Source organism: Cupriavidus sp. GA3-3 (genome assembly GCF_000389805.1).
GTDB lineage: Bacteria > Pseudomonadota > Gammaproteobacteria > Burkholderiales > Burkholderiaceae > Cupriavidus > Cupriavidus necator_D.
Window position 1 is genome coordinate 98485 of sequence record NZ_KB944474.1, and the last position, 16759, is coordinate 115243.

Annotated in this window: 9 protein-coding genes; 5 read left to right on the plus strand and 4 right to left on the minus strand. The window is 70.5% G+C overall.

Going from position 1 to position 16759, the window contains the following annotated elements; translation table 11 throughout:
* Positions 1–20: 20 nt before the first annotated feature.
* The 4 genes from C265_RS12445 to C265_RS12460 form a co-directional block, all read right to left on the minus strand.
* Positions 21–587 carry a BON domain-containing protein gene (locus C265_RS12445; RefSeq protein ID WP_010814539.1) on the minus strand — a complete coding sequence of 189 codons (567 nt, stop codon included), beginning with the start codon at positions 585–587 and terminating at the stop codon, positions 21–23.
* A gap of 44 nt (positions 588–631) precedes the next feature.
* Positions 632–1774 (minus strand): flavodoxin family protein, encoded by a 1143-nt coding sequence (locus C265_RS12450; RefSeq protein ID WP_010814540.1) that lies wholly within the window; start codon positions 1772–1774, stop codon positions 632–634.
* 150 nt (positions 1775–1924) lie between these two features.
* On the minus strand, positions 1925–2368 hold the full coding sequence (locus C265_RS12455) for a PA2169 family four-helix-bundle protein (protein ID WP_010814541.1): 444 nt from the start codon (positions 2366–2368) through the stop codon (positions 1925–1927).
* Between the two features lie 37 nt (positions 2369–2405).
* Positions 2406–2777 (minus strand): hypothetical protein, encoded by a 372-nt coding sequence (locus C265_RS12460; protein WP_010814542.1) that lies wholly within the window; start codon positions 2775–2777, stop codon positions 2406–2408.
* A gap of 342 nt (positions 2778–3119) precedes the next feature.
* Here C265_RS12460 and C265_RS12465 point away from each other — a divergent pair, with 342 nt between their 5' ends.
* From C265_RS12465 to malQ, 5 genes are read left to right on the plus strand one after another with little or no spacing between them, the layout of a single operon-like run.
* The gene (locus tag C265_RS12465; protein ID WP_010814543.1) at positions 3120–6536 is read left to right on the plus strand and encodes a maltotransferase domain-containing protein; all 3417 of its coding nucleotides are present in this window, start codon (positions 3120–3122) and stop codon (positions 6534–6536) included.
* A gap of 21 nt (positions 6537–6557) precedes the next feature.
* Positions 6558–9917 carry a maltose alpha-D-glucosyltransferase gene (gene treS, locus C265_RS12470; protein WP_010814544.1) on the plus strand — a complete coding sequence of 1120 codons (3360 nt, stop codon included), beginning with the start codon at positions 6558–6560 and terminating at the stop codon, positions 9915–9917.
* Positions 9914–12184, plus strand: coding sequence for a 1,4-alpha-glucan branching protein GlgB (glgB, locus tag C265_RS12475; protein WP_010814545.1), 2271 nt, complete (start codon positions 9914–9916; stop codon positions 12182–12184). The genes treS and glgB overlap by 4 nt, the downstream gene beginning before the upstream one ends.
* Entirely contained in the window at positions 12181–14415 is a 2235-nt protein-coding gene (gene glgX, locus C265_RS12480) for a glycogen debranching protein GlgX (RefSeq protein ID WP_010814546.1), read from the plus strand. Before glgB ends, glgX begins: the two co-directional genes overlap by 4 nt.
* Positions 14412–16661, plus strand: a complete 2250-nt coding sequence (malQ, locus tag C265_RS12485; protein WP_010814547.1) for a 4-alpha-glucanotransferase — start codon at positions 14412–14414, stop codon at positions 16659–16661. The genes glgX and malQ overlap by 4 nt, the downstream gene beginning before the upstream one ends.
* The last annotated feature ends 98 nt before the right edge of the window (positions 16662–16759 follow it).

Below are 16759 nucleotides of genomic sequence, written 5' to 3' on the forward strand. Positions count from 1 at the left end.
CCGTCCGTGGGAACAACGCCTCAGTAGGCACGCATGCCGTGGCCCGGATGCGCTTGCGCTGCGCCAGTGCGCGCCACGTGCAAGTGGTTGACCAGATCCTTCACGCCGAAAACCTCGTCGGCAATATCCTCGATCCGGTACTTCTGCAGCCGGTCCGGCACACTGCCCTCCAGCGTCACCACGCCCTGCTCGACCCGGACTTCGACATCGTTGAGGTCCAGCCGCGCGCTGCGCGAGAGCTGCTCGCACAGGTCTTCGAGAATGCGCTCGTCCGTGCGCTGGTAATTGCGCGGCCCCACCGGACGCGCCCGCTGCGGCCCGCCCCGGTAGAGATCCATGCGCTCGTTGTAGCCGGTGAACTGGCGGTAAGGATCGGTCTGGCCCCGGGCGCGCGGCGCCGGCGCGTCCGGCGGCAAGCGCTCCGGCCGCCATTCCCACGCCCCGCGGCGCCCGCCAGACTCGTCCGGGTCCACCGGCTCGTCATAGTCGTAGACCCCGTAGGCGCCCACGTAGTGACTGCGCATATCGGCTTCAGGCACCGCGCTCTCGTGCCATGGCTGGCCGCGCCAGTTGTCTCTGCGATCCATCGTCGTCTCCGCTTGCCCCGATTCGTCAGTCAGTCAGCGTGCCGCTACTTCTGCCGCGGTGGCACCAGCCCGCGGTCCGGCGCGCGCAGTTCGCCCTTGCGCAACTGCCGCACCGCGCACGCCAGCGCGCGCGCCACGTTGTCCACTTCGCCCTGCACGCCAGTGTCTTGGTCCAGTGCCACGTGGCTGGTGGCATAGGGCTCGTAGTAGCCGATATACCGGTCCAGCCGCGCCTGCGGGCCCGCGTCGATCAGGCCCATCCAGTCGAGCCAGTCGGCCAGCGCGCGGCGCACGCCCTCGGTGCCGGCCACGTCGCCGTGCACCACCAGCCCGTAGGCGCGCCCGGACAGATGCTTGGGATAGTCCCAGCCGGACAGCTCCATCGCCTTGGCGCGCACCACGTCCTTGCCATGCGTGGTGGTGGGGTCGGGATTGCCGCCGTCGGCACAGACCAGCCGGTCCATCATCAGCTTCAGCGGGCTGGCGGCCTGGTACCAGTACACCGGCGTCACGATCAGCACGCCGTGGCAGGCCGCCCAGCGCGGATAGATTTCGTTCATCCAGTCGTTGACCTGGCCCAGCGCATGGTTGGGATAGCAGCTGCACGGCCAGTGGCACAACGGCATTGCGGTCGACACGCACGCCTTGCACGGATGGATGCGCAGGTCGGCATCTGAAGCGAGGTGGCTCAGGTCGAGCAGGTCGACCTCGATGCCGTCCGCCTCCAGCCGTTCCCGTGCGCGCCCGGCCAGGCGCCAGGATTTCGACACCTCGCCCGGGCAGGTGTAGTCGTTGCGCGCCGCGGCGCACACCAGCAACACGCGCGACGGTGTGGCGGGATCTGCCTGGCGCTGCTGTGCGCTGCGCACGGCCTCGCTGGCGGCGCGCCACTCGTCGGAGAGCTCGTAGTCCGGATCGGCATAGCCTGGCCCGGCCTTATGCGTGCGGGGTGCCTTGCGGCCTTCCTGATAGGCATCCCAGGCAATGTGTTCGAGGCGGTCCAGCGCCTCATCCTCCTGCCGGTATGCGGGATCCGCGAAGCGCGCAAGAAAGCGCTGGCGGAACGTGTCGCGCGCCAGGGGAGTGGTCACCTGCCCCTTGCGCACATCTTCCGGGTTGCCGGGATGGCGCGGCGCACGCGGCGCATCCTGCGATGGCCGGGCTGGCTTGGGCGGGTGCTCGGGCATGACGGTCTCCGTACGGGATGCATGTCCCGCAGACATGCAAGATGAGCGCCATCCCCTGCGGGCATGCATTGCGCGCCGCGCCCTGCGTGGCGGCCGGCCGCGCGTGCAATTCGTTCGTTGCCTTGTAAGAAATGCGGTCTCGGCCGGCGGCTACGGGCTTGCCTGCGGCGTCCGGTACTGCTGCTGCAGCACGCGAAACAACTCGTGGCTGACCTGCACCCCACGGTACTGGCGGCGCACCAGGGCGCGCAGGCGCGAGCCCAGCACCTGTGTGCGCAGCGCCCGCGCATAGCGTCGCTGCACGGCGTGTTCACGCTTGCTGACCGCCTGCAGGATGGACCGGTCCGAGCCGTGCTTGCCGATCGCGCTTCCGGCCGACGCAGCCGGGGCTGCCGTCATGTCGGGCAGCTGCCCCAGGTCAAGCAGGCACGCCTGCAGCTCCCGCGCCGCTTGCGCAAACGCATTGGCGCGGCTGGTGAGCAGCGATTTCAGGTGGGGATTGGCCGCGGCCAGCGCTGCGACGCGGCAGCCAAGCTCGCCTTCGCGCGATGCCGCAATCAGCGCATTGAGCAACAGGATCTTCTTCTTCGCCATGACACACCTGCCCTGGTCCGCGCGCGGACCCGTGAAGTCACCGATCGGGGCCGGCTGCCGCCGGCGGTTGCTCGCTCGCGCCGGACGTGCGCCGCACGCCGGGCTCGTGCAAGGATAGCGGCTCGTCCCGCGCGCCGCCAGTGGCCGCAAGCGCGCGCTGCGAGGCGGGCGGCCACGCCTTGCGGGCCTCGCGCATGCCGCGCAGGTTCATCGCGATCAGCGCCAGCTGCAGGACCACCAGCGCATTGGCGCCGCCGTGCCAGCCCCAGGCAATCCACAGCACGTTGCTGGCAAGAAAGACCCAGAAGCCGGCGCGCCGGCGCGCGCTCCGGCGTGAGCCGACCAGCCAGGTGGCCACCACCGTCACCACCATCGCCGGCCATTGCGCTGCCTCCAGCCACCAGTCCATGCGTCTCCTTCCGCGGCCTTCCCACCGTGCCGGGAACAACACGCGCTGCCAGACAGCGGCAAGAAGCGTACCGGCTGGACACCGCGCCCGCATCGGCCCCATTGCCCTGCGCGTTCTTTCCATCGGCACGGCGCGCGCCGGTAGTTTTTACAAGCAGTAAGGCATCGCGCACATGAGATGCCGCGGCGCTTGCCCTTGAGGTGCCTTGGCTGGGCGCGCAATTGGAGACTGGCCGGGCGCGCTGGCACGCACTTCGCATGGCTGTGCCATCCCGCCGGCTGGCCGCAAGGCGCCGGAGCGGGATTTTGTTGCTCCGTCGGAGCGAAACACCGGGAGGATTTTGTGCGGATCTGCCAGATCGACCTGACCGGAACGTCCGATGCCGATGAACACGCGCTCCAGCGCGTGGCGGCACTGGGCTTCGACCACGTACTGATCGGCGGCTGGCCGCACCTGCCCGGCGAAGACGCTTTCGCGGCTTGCGCCCGGCACGGGCTGGCCCCGCTGCTCGACATCTCACTGGACCGCTATGCGGTCGACCCCGCCGACGGCACCGGGCCAGCACCCGACCCTGGCTGGATCGACAGTGCGCTCCCAGCCTTCGCCCCACACGAGACCGACAGCCACATCCCCGGCGCGCGCCTGCGCTGGCATGACCAGCAAGCGGCCGAGGCGCTGGTGCAGTGGTGGGCGGCCCGGCTGCGCCAGGCTTGGGTGGCAGGCGCGGCGGGCTTCTGCTGCCGTGCGCCGGCACGCGTGCACGGCAGGCATTGGGCCGCGGTGACCGGCACGCTGCGCAGCGATGCTGTGCCGGCACAGGCGCGCGGTGCGCCATGCTTCCTGGCATGGACGCCCGGGCTGACGCCGGCGCAACTGGACGATCTCGCGCCCGCCGGCTTCGACGGCGCATTCTGCTCGCTGCCGTGGTGGGATTTTCGCAGCCCCTGGCTGACCGAGGAAATCGCGCGGCTGCGCCCCTTCGGCCGGGTGCTGGCCGCCCCAGCGCTGACGCCGGCAAGCCATGACGCACTCAGCGCGCGGCGTGCGCTGTGGACCGCCGCGGCGATCGGCGACGGCATCCTGGTGCCGGCCGGCTTCGAGACCGGCGGCGCGCTGGCACGCGACCCGCTGGCCACGGATGGTGCCCCGCATCAGGGCGCGCCGTACGACATCACCCACGAGCTGCTGGAAACCAATACCTGGCTGGCTGCGCGCGATCCGGCGCCGGCACTGGCCGTGCGCCTGCTGAGCGGACCCGACGCGCCGCTGACGGTGCTGGCACGGCTGCCTGTGCCGGACGGCGCCTGCCCCGCTCCCGACGCCGCCGGCACCCGTAGCGACCCTGAGGTACCGGACGGTGCCCCCGCCCTGGCAGTGGTGCTCAATCCAGACCCCGCGGCGCCCGGCACGCTGGGCGCCGACCGCGTGCTGAGCGCGCTGCCGCACGCCAGCGCGCACCTGGAATCGTCACTGGGCGGCCCGGGCGGGACGGTCGATGCCAACCACCGGCTCGATGCGCTGGCCAGCATCACGCTGGCACCGGCCGATATCCGCCTCTACGAAGTGCCCCCGGTGCCCCTGACGCGGCCCGGCATGCCGGCAGCCGACGCGCGCGCGCCGCACGGCCATGAAACGCTGGCCGCCACCGGCCTGGGCAGCGTGGTGGCGGCAATGGAGGCCCCGCGGATCGCCATCGAGCACGTCGAGCCCGCCTGCAACGAAGGCCGCTTCGCGGTGCGGCGCGTGGTGGGCGAGCGCGTGACCGTCAGTGCCGATATCTGGATGGATGGCCACGACAAGCTTGCCGCCACGGTGTTGTGGCGTGCGCCGGGCGAGACTGGCTGGCACCAGGCGCCGATGCAGCCCGTGATCAACGACCGCTGGGAAGGCAGTTTCCCGCTGGTGGCGCTGGGCCGGCATGAATTCACGGTCGAGGCCTGGCGCGACACCTTCGCCAGCTGGCTCGACGAGATCGGCAAGAAGCGCGCGGCCGGCCTCAACGTGGCGCTGGAGATCGAGGAAGGCGCGCGGCTGGTGGCCGATGCGCTGCTGCAGCCTGCCAGGAACGGGAAGCAGGGCAATGGCGGGAAGAACACCCGGACGGCAACCGCGGACACCGAGCTCTCAGCCATCGTCGACGAACTGATCACCGCTGCCGGCGATGACGCTCGCCGGCAGGAGATCCTGCTGTCGCCACGCACCGAGGCCGCGATGCAGGCAGTGATGGCAACCCCGGCGGGTCGCCCGTTTGCCTCGCGTCATCCGGTGGCCATGCCGGTCGAGGCCGATCGCCTGGCCGCGCGCTACGCCAGCTGGTACGAGCTGTTCCCGCGCTCGCAAAGCAACGACGAGACCCGCCACGGCACCTTCGACGATGTCATCGCCAGGCTGCCCGCGATTCGCGCGATGGGCTTCGACGTGCTCTACTTCACGCCGATCCACCCGATCGGCCGCACCCACCGCAAGGGCCGCAACAACAGCCTGCGCGCCGAGCCGGGCGATCACGGCAGCCCCTACGCCATCGGCGGCAAGGAAGGCGGCCACGATGCGCTGCATCCCGAGCTCGGCACCTTTGAAGACTTCCGCCGCCTGCGCGACGCGGCGGCCAGACATGGCCTGGAGCTGGCACTGGACTTCGCCATCCAGTGCTCGCCCGACCATCCGTGGCTGCGCGACCACCCGGAATGGTTCGCACACCGCCCGGACGGTTCGCTGCGCTATGCCGAGAACCCGCCCAAGAAGTACGAGGACATCGTCAACGTCGATTTCTACGCCGCAGCGCCCGCGGGCGCCGCGCTATGGCAGGCCCTGCGCGACGTGGTGACGTTCTGGGCCGACCAGGGCGTGCGCATCTTCCGCGTCGACAACCCGCACACCAAGCCGCTGCCGTTCTGGGAGTGGATGATCGCCGACGTGCGCGCGCGCCACCCCGACACCATCTTCCTGGCCGAGGCCTTCACCCGGCCCAAGATGATGGCGCGGCTGGCCAAGCTGGGCTTCAGCCAGTCATACACGTACTTCACCTGGCGCAATGCCAAGTGGGAGCTGACCGAATACCTGACCGAGCTGACGCAAAGCCCGCTGCGCGACTTCTTCCGGCCTCACTTCTTCGTCAACACCCCTGACATCAACCCCTACTTCCTGCACCAGGGCGGGCGCCCCGCGTTCCTGATCCGCGCGGCGCTGGCCACGCTGCTGTCGGGGCTGTGGGGCATGTACAGCGGCTTCGAGTTGTGCGAGAGCGCGCCCTTTGTGCTGAACGGCAAGGTGCGCGAGGAATATCTCGATTCCGAGAAATACCAGCTGCGCGTGCGCGACTGGCAGCAGCCCGGCAATATCGTCGCGGAGATCTCACGGCTCAACGAGATCCGCGCCGGGCACCCGGCGCTGCAGAACCACCTGGGGCTGCGCTTCTACCATGCCGGCAGCGACGCCGTGCTGTGGTTCGCGCGCTTCATGCCGGGCACCGACTACCTGTTCGGCGACGACGTGCTGCTGGCCGCGATCAACCTGGATCCGCGCACGGCGCACGAGACCGACATCGAAATCCCGTTGTGGGAATGGGGGCTGCCCGACCAGGCCGGCCTGGCGGTGCACGACCTGATGCACGGCCGGCGCTTCGAGCTGCGCGGCAAGCACCAGCGCATCCGGCTCGATCCGGCGCAACTGCCGTTCACGGTCTGGCATGTGCGCCCGCTGGAGCGCCCCGCTCCCCGCCCACCCTCGGCGCCGGCCTCGACCGACCCGCACGGCGCCTGACAGGCATACGTGGAGACACGGATGAAACGCCTTACCGAAACCGGCAGTGCCGCCCTGCTCAACGCCGATCCGCTCTGGTACAAGGACGCGATCATCTACCAGCTCCACATCAAGTCCTTCTACGACGCCAACGGCGACGGCGTGGGCGATTTTGCCGGGTTGCTGGCCAAGCTCGACTACCTGGTCAACCTGGGTGTGGACACGGTCTGGCTGCTGCCGTTCTATCCGTCGCCGCGCCGCGACGACGGCTACGACATCGCCGACTACCGCAACGTCCACCCCGACTACGGCACGCTGGCCGAGGCGCGCCGCTTTATCGCCGCGGCGCACGCGCGCGGACTGCGCGTGATCACCGAGCTGGTGATCAACCACACCTCCGACCAGCATCCGTGGTTCCAGCGCGCGCGCGCCGCCAAGCCCGGCTCGGCGGCACGGCGCTACTACGTGTGGTCGGACCATGACCAGGCCTACGCCGGCACCCGCATCATCTTCTGCGACACCGAGAAGTCCAACTGGAGCTGGGACCCGGTGGCGGGCGCCTACTTCTGGCACCGCTTCTACTCGCACCAGCCGGACCTGAACTTCGACAACCCGCAGGTGCTCAACGAGGTGCTGTCGGTGATGCGCTACTGGCTCGACATGGGCGTCGACGGGCTGCGCCTGGACGCGGTGCCCTACCTGGTCGAGCGCGAAGGCACCAGCAACGAGAACCTGCCCGAGACCCATGCCGTCATCCGCCATATCCGTGCCCACCTGGACGCGCGCTTCCCCGGCCGCATGCTGCTGGCAGAAGCCAATATGTGGCCGGAGGACGCGCAGCAGTACTTTGGCCTGACCGGGCCGGAGCCGGAAGGCGACGAATGCCACATGGCCTTCCACTTCCCGCTGATGCCGCGCATGTACATGGCGATCGCGCGCGAAGACCGCTTCCCGATCACCGACATCATGCGCCAGACGCCGGAGGTGCCGCCCAACTGCCAGTGGGCCATCTTCCTGCGCAACCATGACGAACTGACGCTGGAGATGGTGACCAGCAGCGAGCGCGACTACCTGTGGGAGGTCTACGCCACCGACCGGCGCGCCCGCATCAACCTGGGCATCCGCCGCCGGCTGGCACCCCTGATGGAGCGCGACCGCCGCCGCATCGAGCTGATGAACAGCCTGCTGTTCTCGATGCCGGGCACGCCGGTGATCTACTACGGCGACGAGATCGGCATGGGCGACAACATCCACCTGGGCGACCGCGACGGCGTGCGCACGCCGATGCAGTGGTCACCCGACCGCAACGGCGGCTTCTCGCACGCCGACCCCGAGCGCCTGGTGCTGCCGCCGCTGCAAGGCCCGCTGTATGGCTACGAAGCCGTCAACGTCGAGGCGCAGGCGCGCGACCCGCATTCGCTGCTGAACTGGATGCGGCGCATGCTGGCGCTGCGGCGCAAGCACCGCGCCTTCGGCCGCGGCACGCTGCGCTTCCTGTTTCCGGGCAACCGCAAGATCCTGGCCTACCTGCGCGAATACGAGGACGAGCACATCATGTGCGTGGCCAACCTGTCGCGCGCGCCGCAGGCCGTCGAACTGGACCTGTCCGCCTTCAACGGCCGCGTGCCGGTGGAGATGATGGGCGCCACGCCGTTCCCGGCCATCGGCACGCTGACCTACCTGCTCACGCTGCCGCCTTACGGCTTCTACTGGTTCGTACTCAGTGACGAGGCGCAGCCCCCGTCATGGCACGTGGAAGCACCCGAGCAGATGCCGGACCAGATCACCCTGGTGATGCAGAACACGAGCCGGCCGGAGCTGACCGACGCCTCGCGCCGCATCATGGCCAGCGACGTGCTGCCGCACTACATCAGCCGGCGCCGCTGGTTCGGCGCCAAGCACGAGCGCATCGAGCGCATCGACCTGGCGTACCTGCTGCCATTTGCGCGCGGCAGCAGCGGCGAAGATGTCTACCTGGGCGAGGTGGAGGTGACCCTGCCTGGCCGCACCGAACGCTACCAGCTGCCGCTGGGCATCCTGTGGGACCGCGAGAGCGCCGACAGCGTGTCGCAGCTGGCACATGGACTGTCGATGGCGCGCGTGCGCCAGGGCAGCCGCGTGGGGCTGGCCACCGACGGTTTCGTGGTCGAGCCCTTTGCGCGCGAGGTGGTGCGCGCGCTGCGCAATGACGTGCAGGTGCACGCCGGCAACGACATCATCCACTTCCGCGCCGAAGCCGGCCTGGCCGCGCTGGAACTGGAGCGCGACCCGATCGAATACATGTCGGCAGAGCAGTCCAACAGCTCGCTGTCCTATAACAACACCGCCGTGCTCAAGATGGTGCGCCGGGTCTCTGGCGGCATCCACCCCGAGGCCGAGATGACGCGCTACCTGACCGTGCAGGGCTATGCGCACGCGGCGCCGCTGCTGGGCGAGGTGGTGCGCACCGGACCGGATGGCGTGCCGCATACGCTGATGCTGCTGCAGGGCTATGTCCTGAACCAGGGCAATGGCTGGGACTGGACCCTGGACTACCTGGGCCGCGCCATCGATGACGCGCTGCCCTCGCAGGAGAGCGAGGACGAGTTTGCCGAGGCCATGAACGGCTATGCCGCGCTGGCTGGCACGCTCGGCCGCCGGCTCGCCGAACTCCATGCGGTGCTGGCACGGCCCAGCGGCGACGACGCGTTCGCGCCGTTGCCGGCCACCGAAGGCGATGCGCGCGCGTGGGCCGAGCAAGCCTTGCGTGCGCTGCAGCGCGCCCTGACGCGGCTGGAGTCCGCGCCCGCCACCGTGCCGGGACCGGTGCGCCAGGGCTTCGAGGCCGACGTGCAGACCCTGCTGGCCGCGCGCGACGCGCTGCCCGCGCTGGTCGAACAGCTCGCCGCTGCCGCGCCGGGCAGCCTGCAGACACGCATCCACGGCGACTTCCACCTGGGCCAGGTGCTGATTGCGCAGAACGACACCTACCTGGTCGACTTCGAAGGCGAGCCCGGCCTGCCGCTGGACTGGCGCCGGCGCAAGACCTCGCCGCTGCGCGATGTGGCCGGGCTGCTGCGCTCGCTTGACTACGCCGCGGCCACGGTCGGCACCGACCGCCAGGAGCGCACCCACAGCGAACTGCCGCCGCAGCTGGCCGAACGCCGCGCGGTGCTGCTGGAGCGCTTCCGCAGCACCGCCAGCGAAGCCCTCCTGAACTGCTACCACCTGCACATGCAGGACTCGGGCACACCCTGGGCCGCGCCCGGCCAGCTGCAGCCATTGCTGGACCTGTTCCTGCTGGAACGGGCAGCCTATGAGGTCGACTACGAAGCCGCCAACCGCGTGGCTTGGATCGACCTGCCGGTCAGCGGCCTGGCGCGCCTGGTGCGCAAGCTGCTGGCGCCGGGAGACCAGCCATGACCCCCGCCCATGGCACGCAGCCCGGCATGCTGCCGGGCCACGAGTTCGAGGCCTTGCTTGGTGCGCGCCACCATGATCCGTTTGCCGTGCTGGGCCCGCACCCTGACGGCGACGGCACGCTGGTGCGCGCCTGCCTGCCAGGGGCGGCGTCGGTGCAGCTGACCGATGCGGGCGGCACGCCACTGGCGGAGATGGCACGGCTGCATGGCGGCGGCGTCTTCGCCGCGCGGCTGCCGCGCGAATACAAGGGCGGTGCGCCCGATTACCGGCTGCGCGTGCAATGGTCCGACGGCAGCGGGCAGTGCGGCGCCGACCCTTACGCCTTTGGCCTGCTGCTGGGTGAGCTGGACCTGCACCTGATCGCCGAGGGCCGCCACTTCGAGCTCGGCGCCTGCCTGGGCGCGCAGTGGCAGCGCGTGGACGGCATCGACGGCGTGCGCTTTGCCGTATGGGCGCCGAACGCGCGGCGGGTCTCTGTGATCGCTGACTTCAACGGCTGGCATCCGGCGCGGCACCCGATGCGGCTGCGCCACCCCAGCGGCATCTGGGAGCTGTTCATCCCCGCCGCACTGGGCGCGCAGCCCGGCAGCCGCTACAAGTACGACCTGCTCGACCCGCACGGCACCGAGCTGCCGGACAAGGCCGACCCGCTCGCGCTGGCCACCGAGGCGCCCCCCGCCACCGCCTCGGTGGTGGCCGGACCGGGCCAGGGCGCGCCCCCCTTCGCCTGGCACGACGCCGACTGGATGGCGCGCCGCGGCGGCGCCGATCCCTACGCAGCGCCGATGTCGGTCTACGAGGTCCACGCTCTGTCGTGGCTGCGCGCGGCCAACGACACGCAGCGCGGCTGGGAGATCCTGGCCGAGCGGCTGGTGCCATACGTGCAGGAACTGGGCTTTACGCATATCGAACTGCTGCCGATCACCGAGCATCCGTTCGGCGGCTCGTGGGGCTACCAGCCGCTGTCGCTGTATGCGCCCACCGCGCGGCTGGGGCCGCCGCAGGCCTTCGCCGCCTTTATCGACCGCTGCCACCAGGCCGGCATCGGCGTGCTCCTGGACTGGGTGCCCGCGCACTTCCCGACCGATCCGCACGGGCTGGCGCGCTTCGACGGCACCGCCCTGTATGAGCACGAGGACCCGCGCGAAGGCTTCCACCAGGACTGGAACACCCTGATCTACAACCTCGGCCGCAACGAGGTGCGCGGCTTCCTGCTGGCCGGCGCGCTGCACTGGCTGGAGCACTTCCACGCCGACGGCCTGCGCGTGGACGCGGTGGCATCCATGCTCTACCGCGACTACAGCCGCGAGCCCGGCCAGTGGGTGCCGAACCGCTTCGGCGGCCGGGAAAACCTGGAAGCCATCGACTTCCTGCGCGAACTGAACGCCGTGGTCCACGAACGCTGCCCCGGTGCGCTGACCATCGCCGAAGAATCCACCGCCTGGCCCGGCGTGACCGCCAGCGTCGCCAGCGGCGGGCTTGGCTTCGACTTCAAGTGGAACATGGGCTGGATGCACGACACGCTGCATTATCTCGGTCACGAGCCCGTCCATCGCGCCTGGCACCACCAGGACATGACCTTCGGGCTGGTCTATGCGTGGTCCGAGGCCTTCGTGCTGCCGCTGTCGCATGACGAGGTGGTGCACGGCAAGGCCTCGATGATCGGCAAGGTGCCCGGCGACGAGTGGCAGCGCTTTGCCGGCCTGCGCGCCTACTACGGCTTCATGTGGGCGCACCCGGGCAAGAAGCTGCTGTTCATGGGCGGCGAACTGGCGCAGTGGCAGGAATGGAACCACGATGCCGAGCTTGACTGGGCCTTGCTGGACCACCCCATGCACCGCGGCATGCACACGCTGGTGCGGGATCTGAACCGCCTCTACCGGGAGCTGCCCGCGCTGCATGCGCTGGACCACCGCCCGGAAGGCTTCCAGTGGGTGGTGGGCGACGACAACCATAACAGCGTGTTTGCGTGGCTGCGCCGCGCGGGCCCATACAGCCGCGAAGTGGTGCTGGTGGTGGTCAACATGACCCCGGTGCCGCGCTATGGCTACCGGCTCGGGGTGCCGTATGCCGGCGCCTGGCAGGAATGCCTGAATACCGATGCCGCCGTGTATGGCGGCACCAATGTCGGCAACAGCGGCGCGGTAGCGGCAGTGGACGTGCCTTCGCACGGGCAGCCGGCTTCGCTCGCGCTGACGCTGCCGCCGCTGGCCACGCTGGTGCTGCGCTTCGATCCTGGTGGCGGCATCCAGGGCGCATCGACATGAGCCGACAGTTCGCGGACCGGCTGCTGCCGGGCAAGCCGTATCCCCTCGGGGCCCACTGGGACGGCCTGGGTGTCAATTTCGCGGTGTTCTCGGCCCATGCCTCGCGCATCGACCTGTGCCTGTTCTCCGACAACGGGCGCAAGGAGCTGGCGCGCCTGCAGCTGCCGGAACGCACCGACGAGATCTGGCACGGCTACCTGCCCGATGCGGCGCTCGGCACGCTGTACGGCTACCGCGCGCACGGCCCCTACGATCCCGCGCACGGCCACCGCTTCAACCCGCACAAGCTGCTGCTCGACCCGTATGCGCGCCAGTTGAGCGGCCCGGTGCGCTGGTCCGATGCGCTGTTCGGCTACCGCCTGCAAAGCGCGCGCGGCGACCTGACACCGGACCGCCGCGACAGCGCCCCCACCATGCCCAAGGCGGTGGTGGTCGACGAGAGCTTCCACTGGGGCGACGACCGCCCGCCCGCGGTGCCGTGGCCGTCCACCGTCATCTATGAAGCCCACCTGCGGGGCCTGTCGATGCTGCGCGGCGATCTGCTGCCCAACCTGCGCGGCTCCTTCGCCGCGCTGTGCGACCCGCGCTTTATCGACCACCTGGTGCAGCTCGGCATCACCACCGTCGAGCTGCTGCCGGTCCACGCCATCCTGCAGGACCGCTTCCTGCTGGAGCGCGGACTGCGCAACTACTGGGGCTACAACACCATGGCGTACTTCGCGCCGGAGCCCGCTTACCTGGGCACCGGGCAACTGCAGGAGTTCAAGGTGGCGATGCGGCGCCTGCACGCGGCCGGCATCGAAGTGATCCTGGACGTGGTCTACAACCATACCTGCGAGGGCAACGAGCTGGGGCCGACGGTGTCGTGGCGCGGGCTGGACAACGCCAGCTACTACCGGCTGGTGCCGGGCGACGAGCGCCACTACATCAACGACACCGGCTGCGGCAATACGCTCAACCTGTCGCATCCGCGCGTGCTGCAGATGGTGATGGACTCGTTGCGCTACTGGGTGCACTGCTACCACGTCGATGGCTTCCGCTTCGACCTGGGCACCACCCTCGGGCGCGAGGGCAACGGCTTCGATGCGGGCTCGGGCTTTTTCGATGCACTGATGCAGGATCCGGTGCTGAGCCGCGTCAAGCTGATCTCCGAGCCGTGGGACCTGGGCCCGGGCGGCTACCAGCTTGGCAACCACCCGCCCGGCTTTGCCGAGTGGAACGACAAGTTCCGCGACGTGGCGCGCCGCTTCTGGCGCGGCGACGCCGGCCACCGCGGCGAACTGGCGGCGCGGCTGGCGGCCTCGGCCGACCTCTTCGACCGCCGCCACCGGCGCCCGTGGGCCAGCATCAACTTCATCACCGCACACGACGGCTTCACGCTGGCCGACCTGGTCAGCTACAGCAGCAAGCACAACGAGGCCAACGGCGAAGACAACCGCGACGGCACCGACGACAACGCCAGCGCCAACTGGAGCCCCGACGGCAGCATCGAAGGCCCCACCGACGACCCCGCTATCCTGGCCTGCCGCGCGCGCGTGGCACAGGCACTGATGGCCACGCTGCTGCTGTCGCAGGGCACGCCGATGCTGACCGCCGGCGATGAATGGGGCCGCAGCCAGCAAGGCAACAACAACGCCTACTGCCAGGACGACGAGATCTCGTGGCTGGACTGGAAGCAGGCCCAGACGCCCGGCGCCCAGCCGCTGCAGCACATGGTGCGCCGCCTGCTGGACCTGCGCCGGCGGCTGCACTCCCTGGCCGGCGACCGCTTCGCGCACGGGCGCGAGGAACCGGCGCAGGGCATTGCCGATATTGCCTGGTTCGATACCGACGGCAAACCGCCCACCCCCGAGGAATGGGCCGACCCGGAGATCCGCACGCTCGCGCTGCGCCGCGCGGCCGCGCCGCCCCAACCGGAGCGCGCGCAGCTGGGCTCGCTGGCGCAGGACGAAGAGAACGATGCCGGCGCCGTGCAGGTAACCTTGCTGCTGCTCAACGCCGGCGATGCCGAGGCCTCCTTCCTGCTGCCCGGGCCCACGCTGGCCTGGAAACTGCTGTTCGACAGCAGCCGGCCCGACGCCACCGAGGCCGAACTCGCGGGCGAGGCGGTCGCCGACAGCCAGGCGGTGGCGGGCCACTCGCTGGTGCTGCTGGCGGCCCAGGCCCGCAGCCGCCAGAGCGCGCCCCAGGAAAGCCCGCCGCTGGGCGCGCCGCAGGAGGCACAGGCATGAGCCGGCGCGCCACCCGCCACGACACGCCCACGGCGCTGCATGCGCTGGCACTGCGCGCGGGCCTGCTGCCCCGGTGGACGGATGCCTGGAACCAGCCCCAGACCGTGTCCGACGCCGCACTGCGGCGCGTCCTGGACGGCCTGGGCCTGCCTTGCGCCACCACTGGCCAGTGCGAAGCGTCGCGCGCATGGCTTGCCTCCGATGACGCCGCGCATGCACTGCCGCCGCTGGTCACCGCCGAGCGCGGCAAGCCGGTGGCGGTGCCGTGGCCACATACCCTGCCGCAGCGGTCCTACCGGCTGACGCTGGAAGACGGCGCCATCGTCACCGGCACCGCGGAGCGTGGCAACGATGGCAGCGCGCGCGACAGCGACGGCACCATGCTGCTGCCCGCCATCGACGTATGCGGCTACCACCGCCTGGAACTCGGCGATGCGCACACCGTGCTGGCAATCGCGCCGCCGCGCTGCTACGGCGTTGCCGATGCGCTGCGGCACGCCGGCCGCGCGGGCGAACTGACCCGGCCCTGGGGCCTGGCAGTGCAGCTCTACGGCCTGCGCCGCGGCGCGCCCTGCGGCCTGGGCGACCTGAGCGCGCTGACCCAGTGCTGCATCAGCGCAGCCGGCGCCAGCGCCGACGCCGTCGCCATCAACCCGCTGCACGCCGGCTTTGCCGCCCTACCCGAGCGCTATAGCCCGTATGCGCCGTCCAGCCGCCTGTTCCTGAATCCGCTTTATGCCGACCCCGCCGTGCAATTCGGGCAGGCCGCGGTAGACTGGGCCGTCGCCGCGCTCGGCGCGGGCGAGTCGCTGCAAGCGCTGGAAGCCCGCAGCGAGATCGACTGGGTCAAGCTGACGCCGCTGCGCTACGCCATCCTGCGGTGGCTATGGGAGCGCAGCGATGCGCTGCTGCCGCGCGCGGCGCTCGATGACTGCGCCGCCTTTCGCGCGCGCGGCGGCACCGCGTTGCACGCGCACGCATGCTACGAGGCGATCCAGGCCCGGCGCCTGGCCGACAGCGCCAACGGCATGAACCACAACCCCGCGCCTGACTGGCGCTGCTGGCCGGTCACGCTGCGCGCGCCCGGCGATGCCGCCGTGGCGGCCTTTGCACAGGCCCATGCCGATGAGGTCGCCTACCACGCTTTCCTGCAATGGATTACGGCCGACGGCATGGCACGCGCGCAGCGTGCGGCGCGCGGCGCGGGCATGGCGGTCGGCATCGTCTCCGACCTGGCGGTGGGGGCCGACCCTGGCGGCAGTCAGGCCTGGACGCGGCAACAGGAAATCCTGGCGGGCTTCCATGCCGGCGCACCGCCGGACCTGTACAACCCGCTCGGGCAGGACTGGGGCGTGGCGGTGTTCTCGCCGCGCGGGCTGCGCCGCCGCGGCTACGCGGCCTTCCTGGAGATGCTGCGCGCCAACCTGGCCCATGCCGGCGGGCTGCGCATCGACCATGTGCTGGGCCTGGCACGCATGTGGCTGGTGCCTGCCGGTGCCCCGGCCAGTGAAGGCGCCTACCTGCGCTATCCGCTGCAGGACATGTTGCGGCTGGTGGCGCTGGAATCATGGCGGCACCGCGCCATCATCATCGGCGAAAACCTGGGCACGGTGCCGCCGGAGCTGAATGCGGCGCTGTCGGCCCGTGGCGTGCTGGGCATCGATGTGCTGTGGTTCCAGCGCGAAGAGAGCGCGCCAGTGGATGCGGCCGAGGCAGCTCAGCGGGTGCCCGCCCCGGCGCCCGACACCGTGCCGGCCTTCCTGCCTCCCGCAGCCTGGCCGCCCGATGCCATCGCCACCACCTCGACCCACGACCTCCCCACAGTCACCGGCTGGTGGGCCGGCCGCGACCTTGCGTGGCGCGACCGGCTGCACCTGCTGGCGCCGGGCGAAACCCTCGCGGCGATGCAGGCCGGCCGTGCGCGCGAGCGCGGCGCGCTCTGGCAGGCGCTGTGCGCAGCGGGGCTGTGCAGCGGCGCCGTGCCGGACCCCGCCGATGCCCCGCTCGATGCCGTGCTGGCGTGGCTGGGCACCGCGCGCACCGCCATGCGCCTGGTGCCACTGGAAGACCTGCTGGGCGAGGCCGAGCAACCCAACCTGCCCGGCACCACCAGCGTCCACCCCAACTGGCAGCGCCGGCTCGACGCCGATGTACGTGCGCTGTTCGATACCCCGATGGTGCGGGCGCGCGCCAACGCCCTGCGCGGCGGCCGCCACGGCGCACGCCATCCGCCGCCACGCGCGTAGCCACGGCTCGCCCGCAAAAAGTGCCGCTTGCAAGACCAGCTCCGCGATCTCCCTGCAGGGATTGCTCCATCCACTAAGCTTGACCCACGTACATGCGC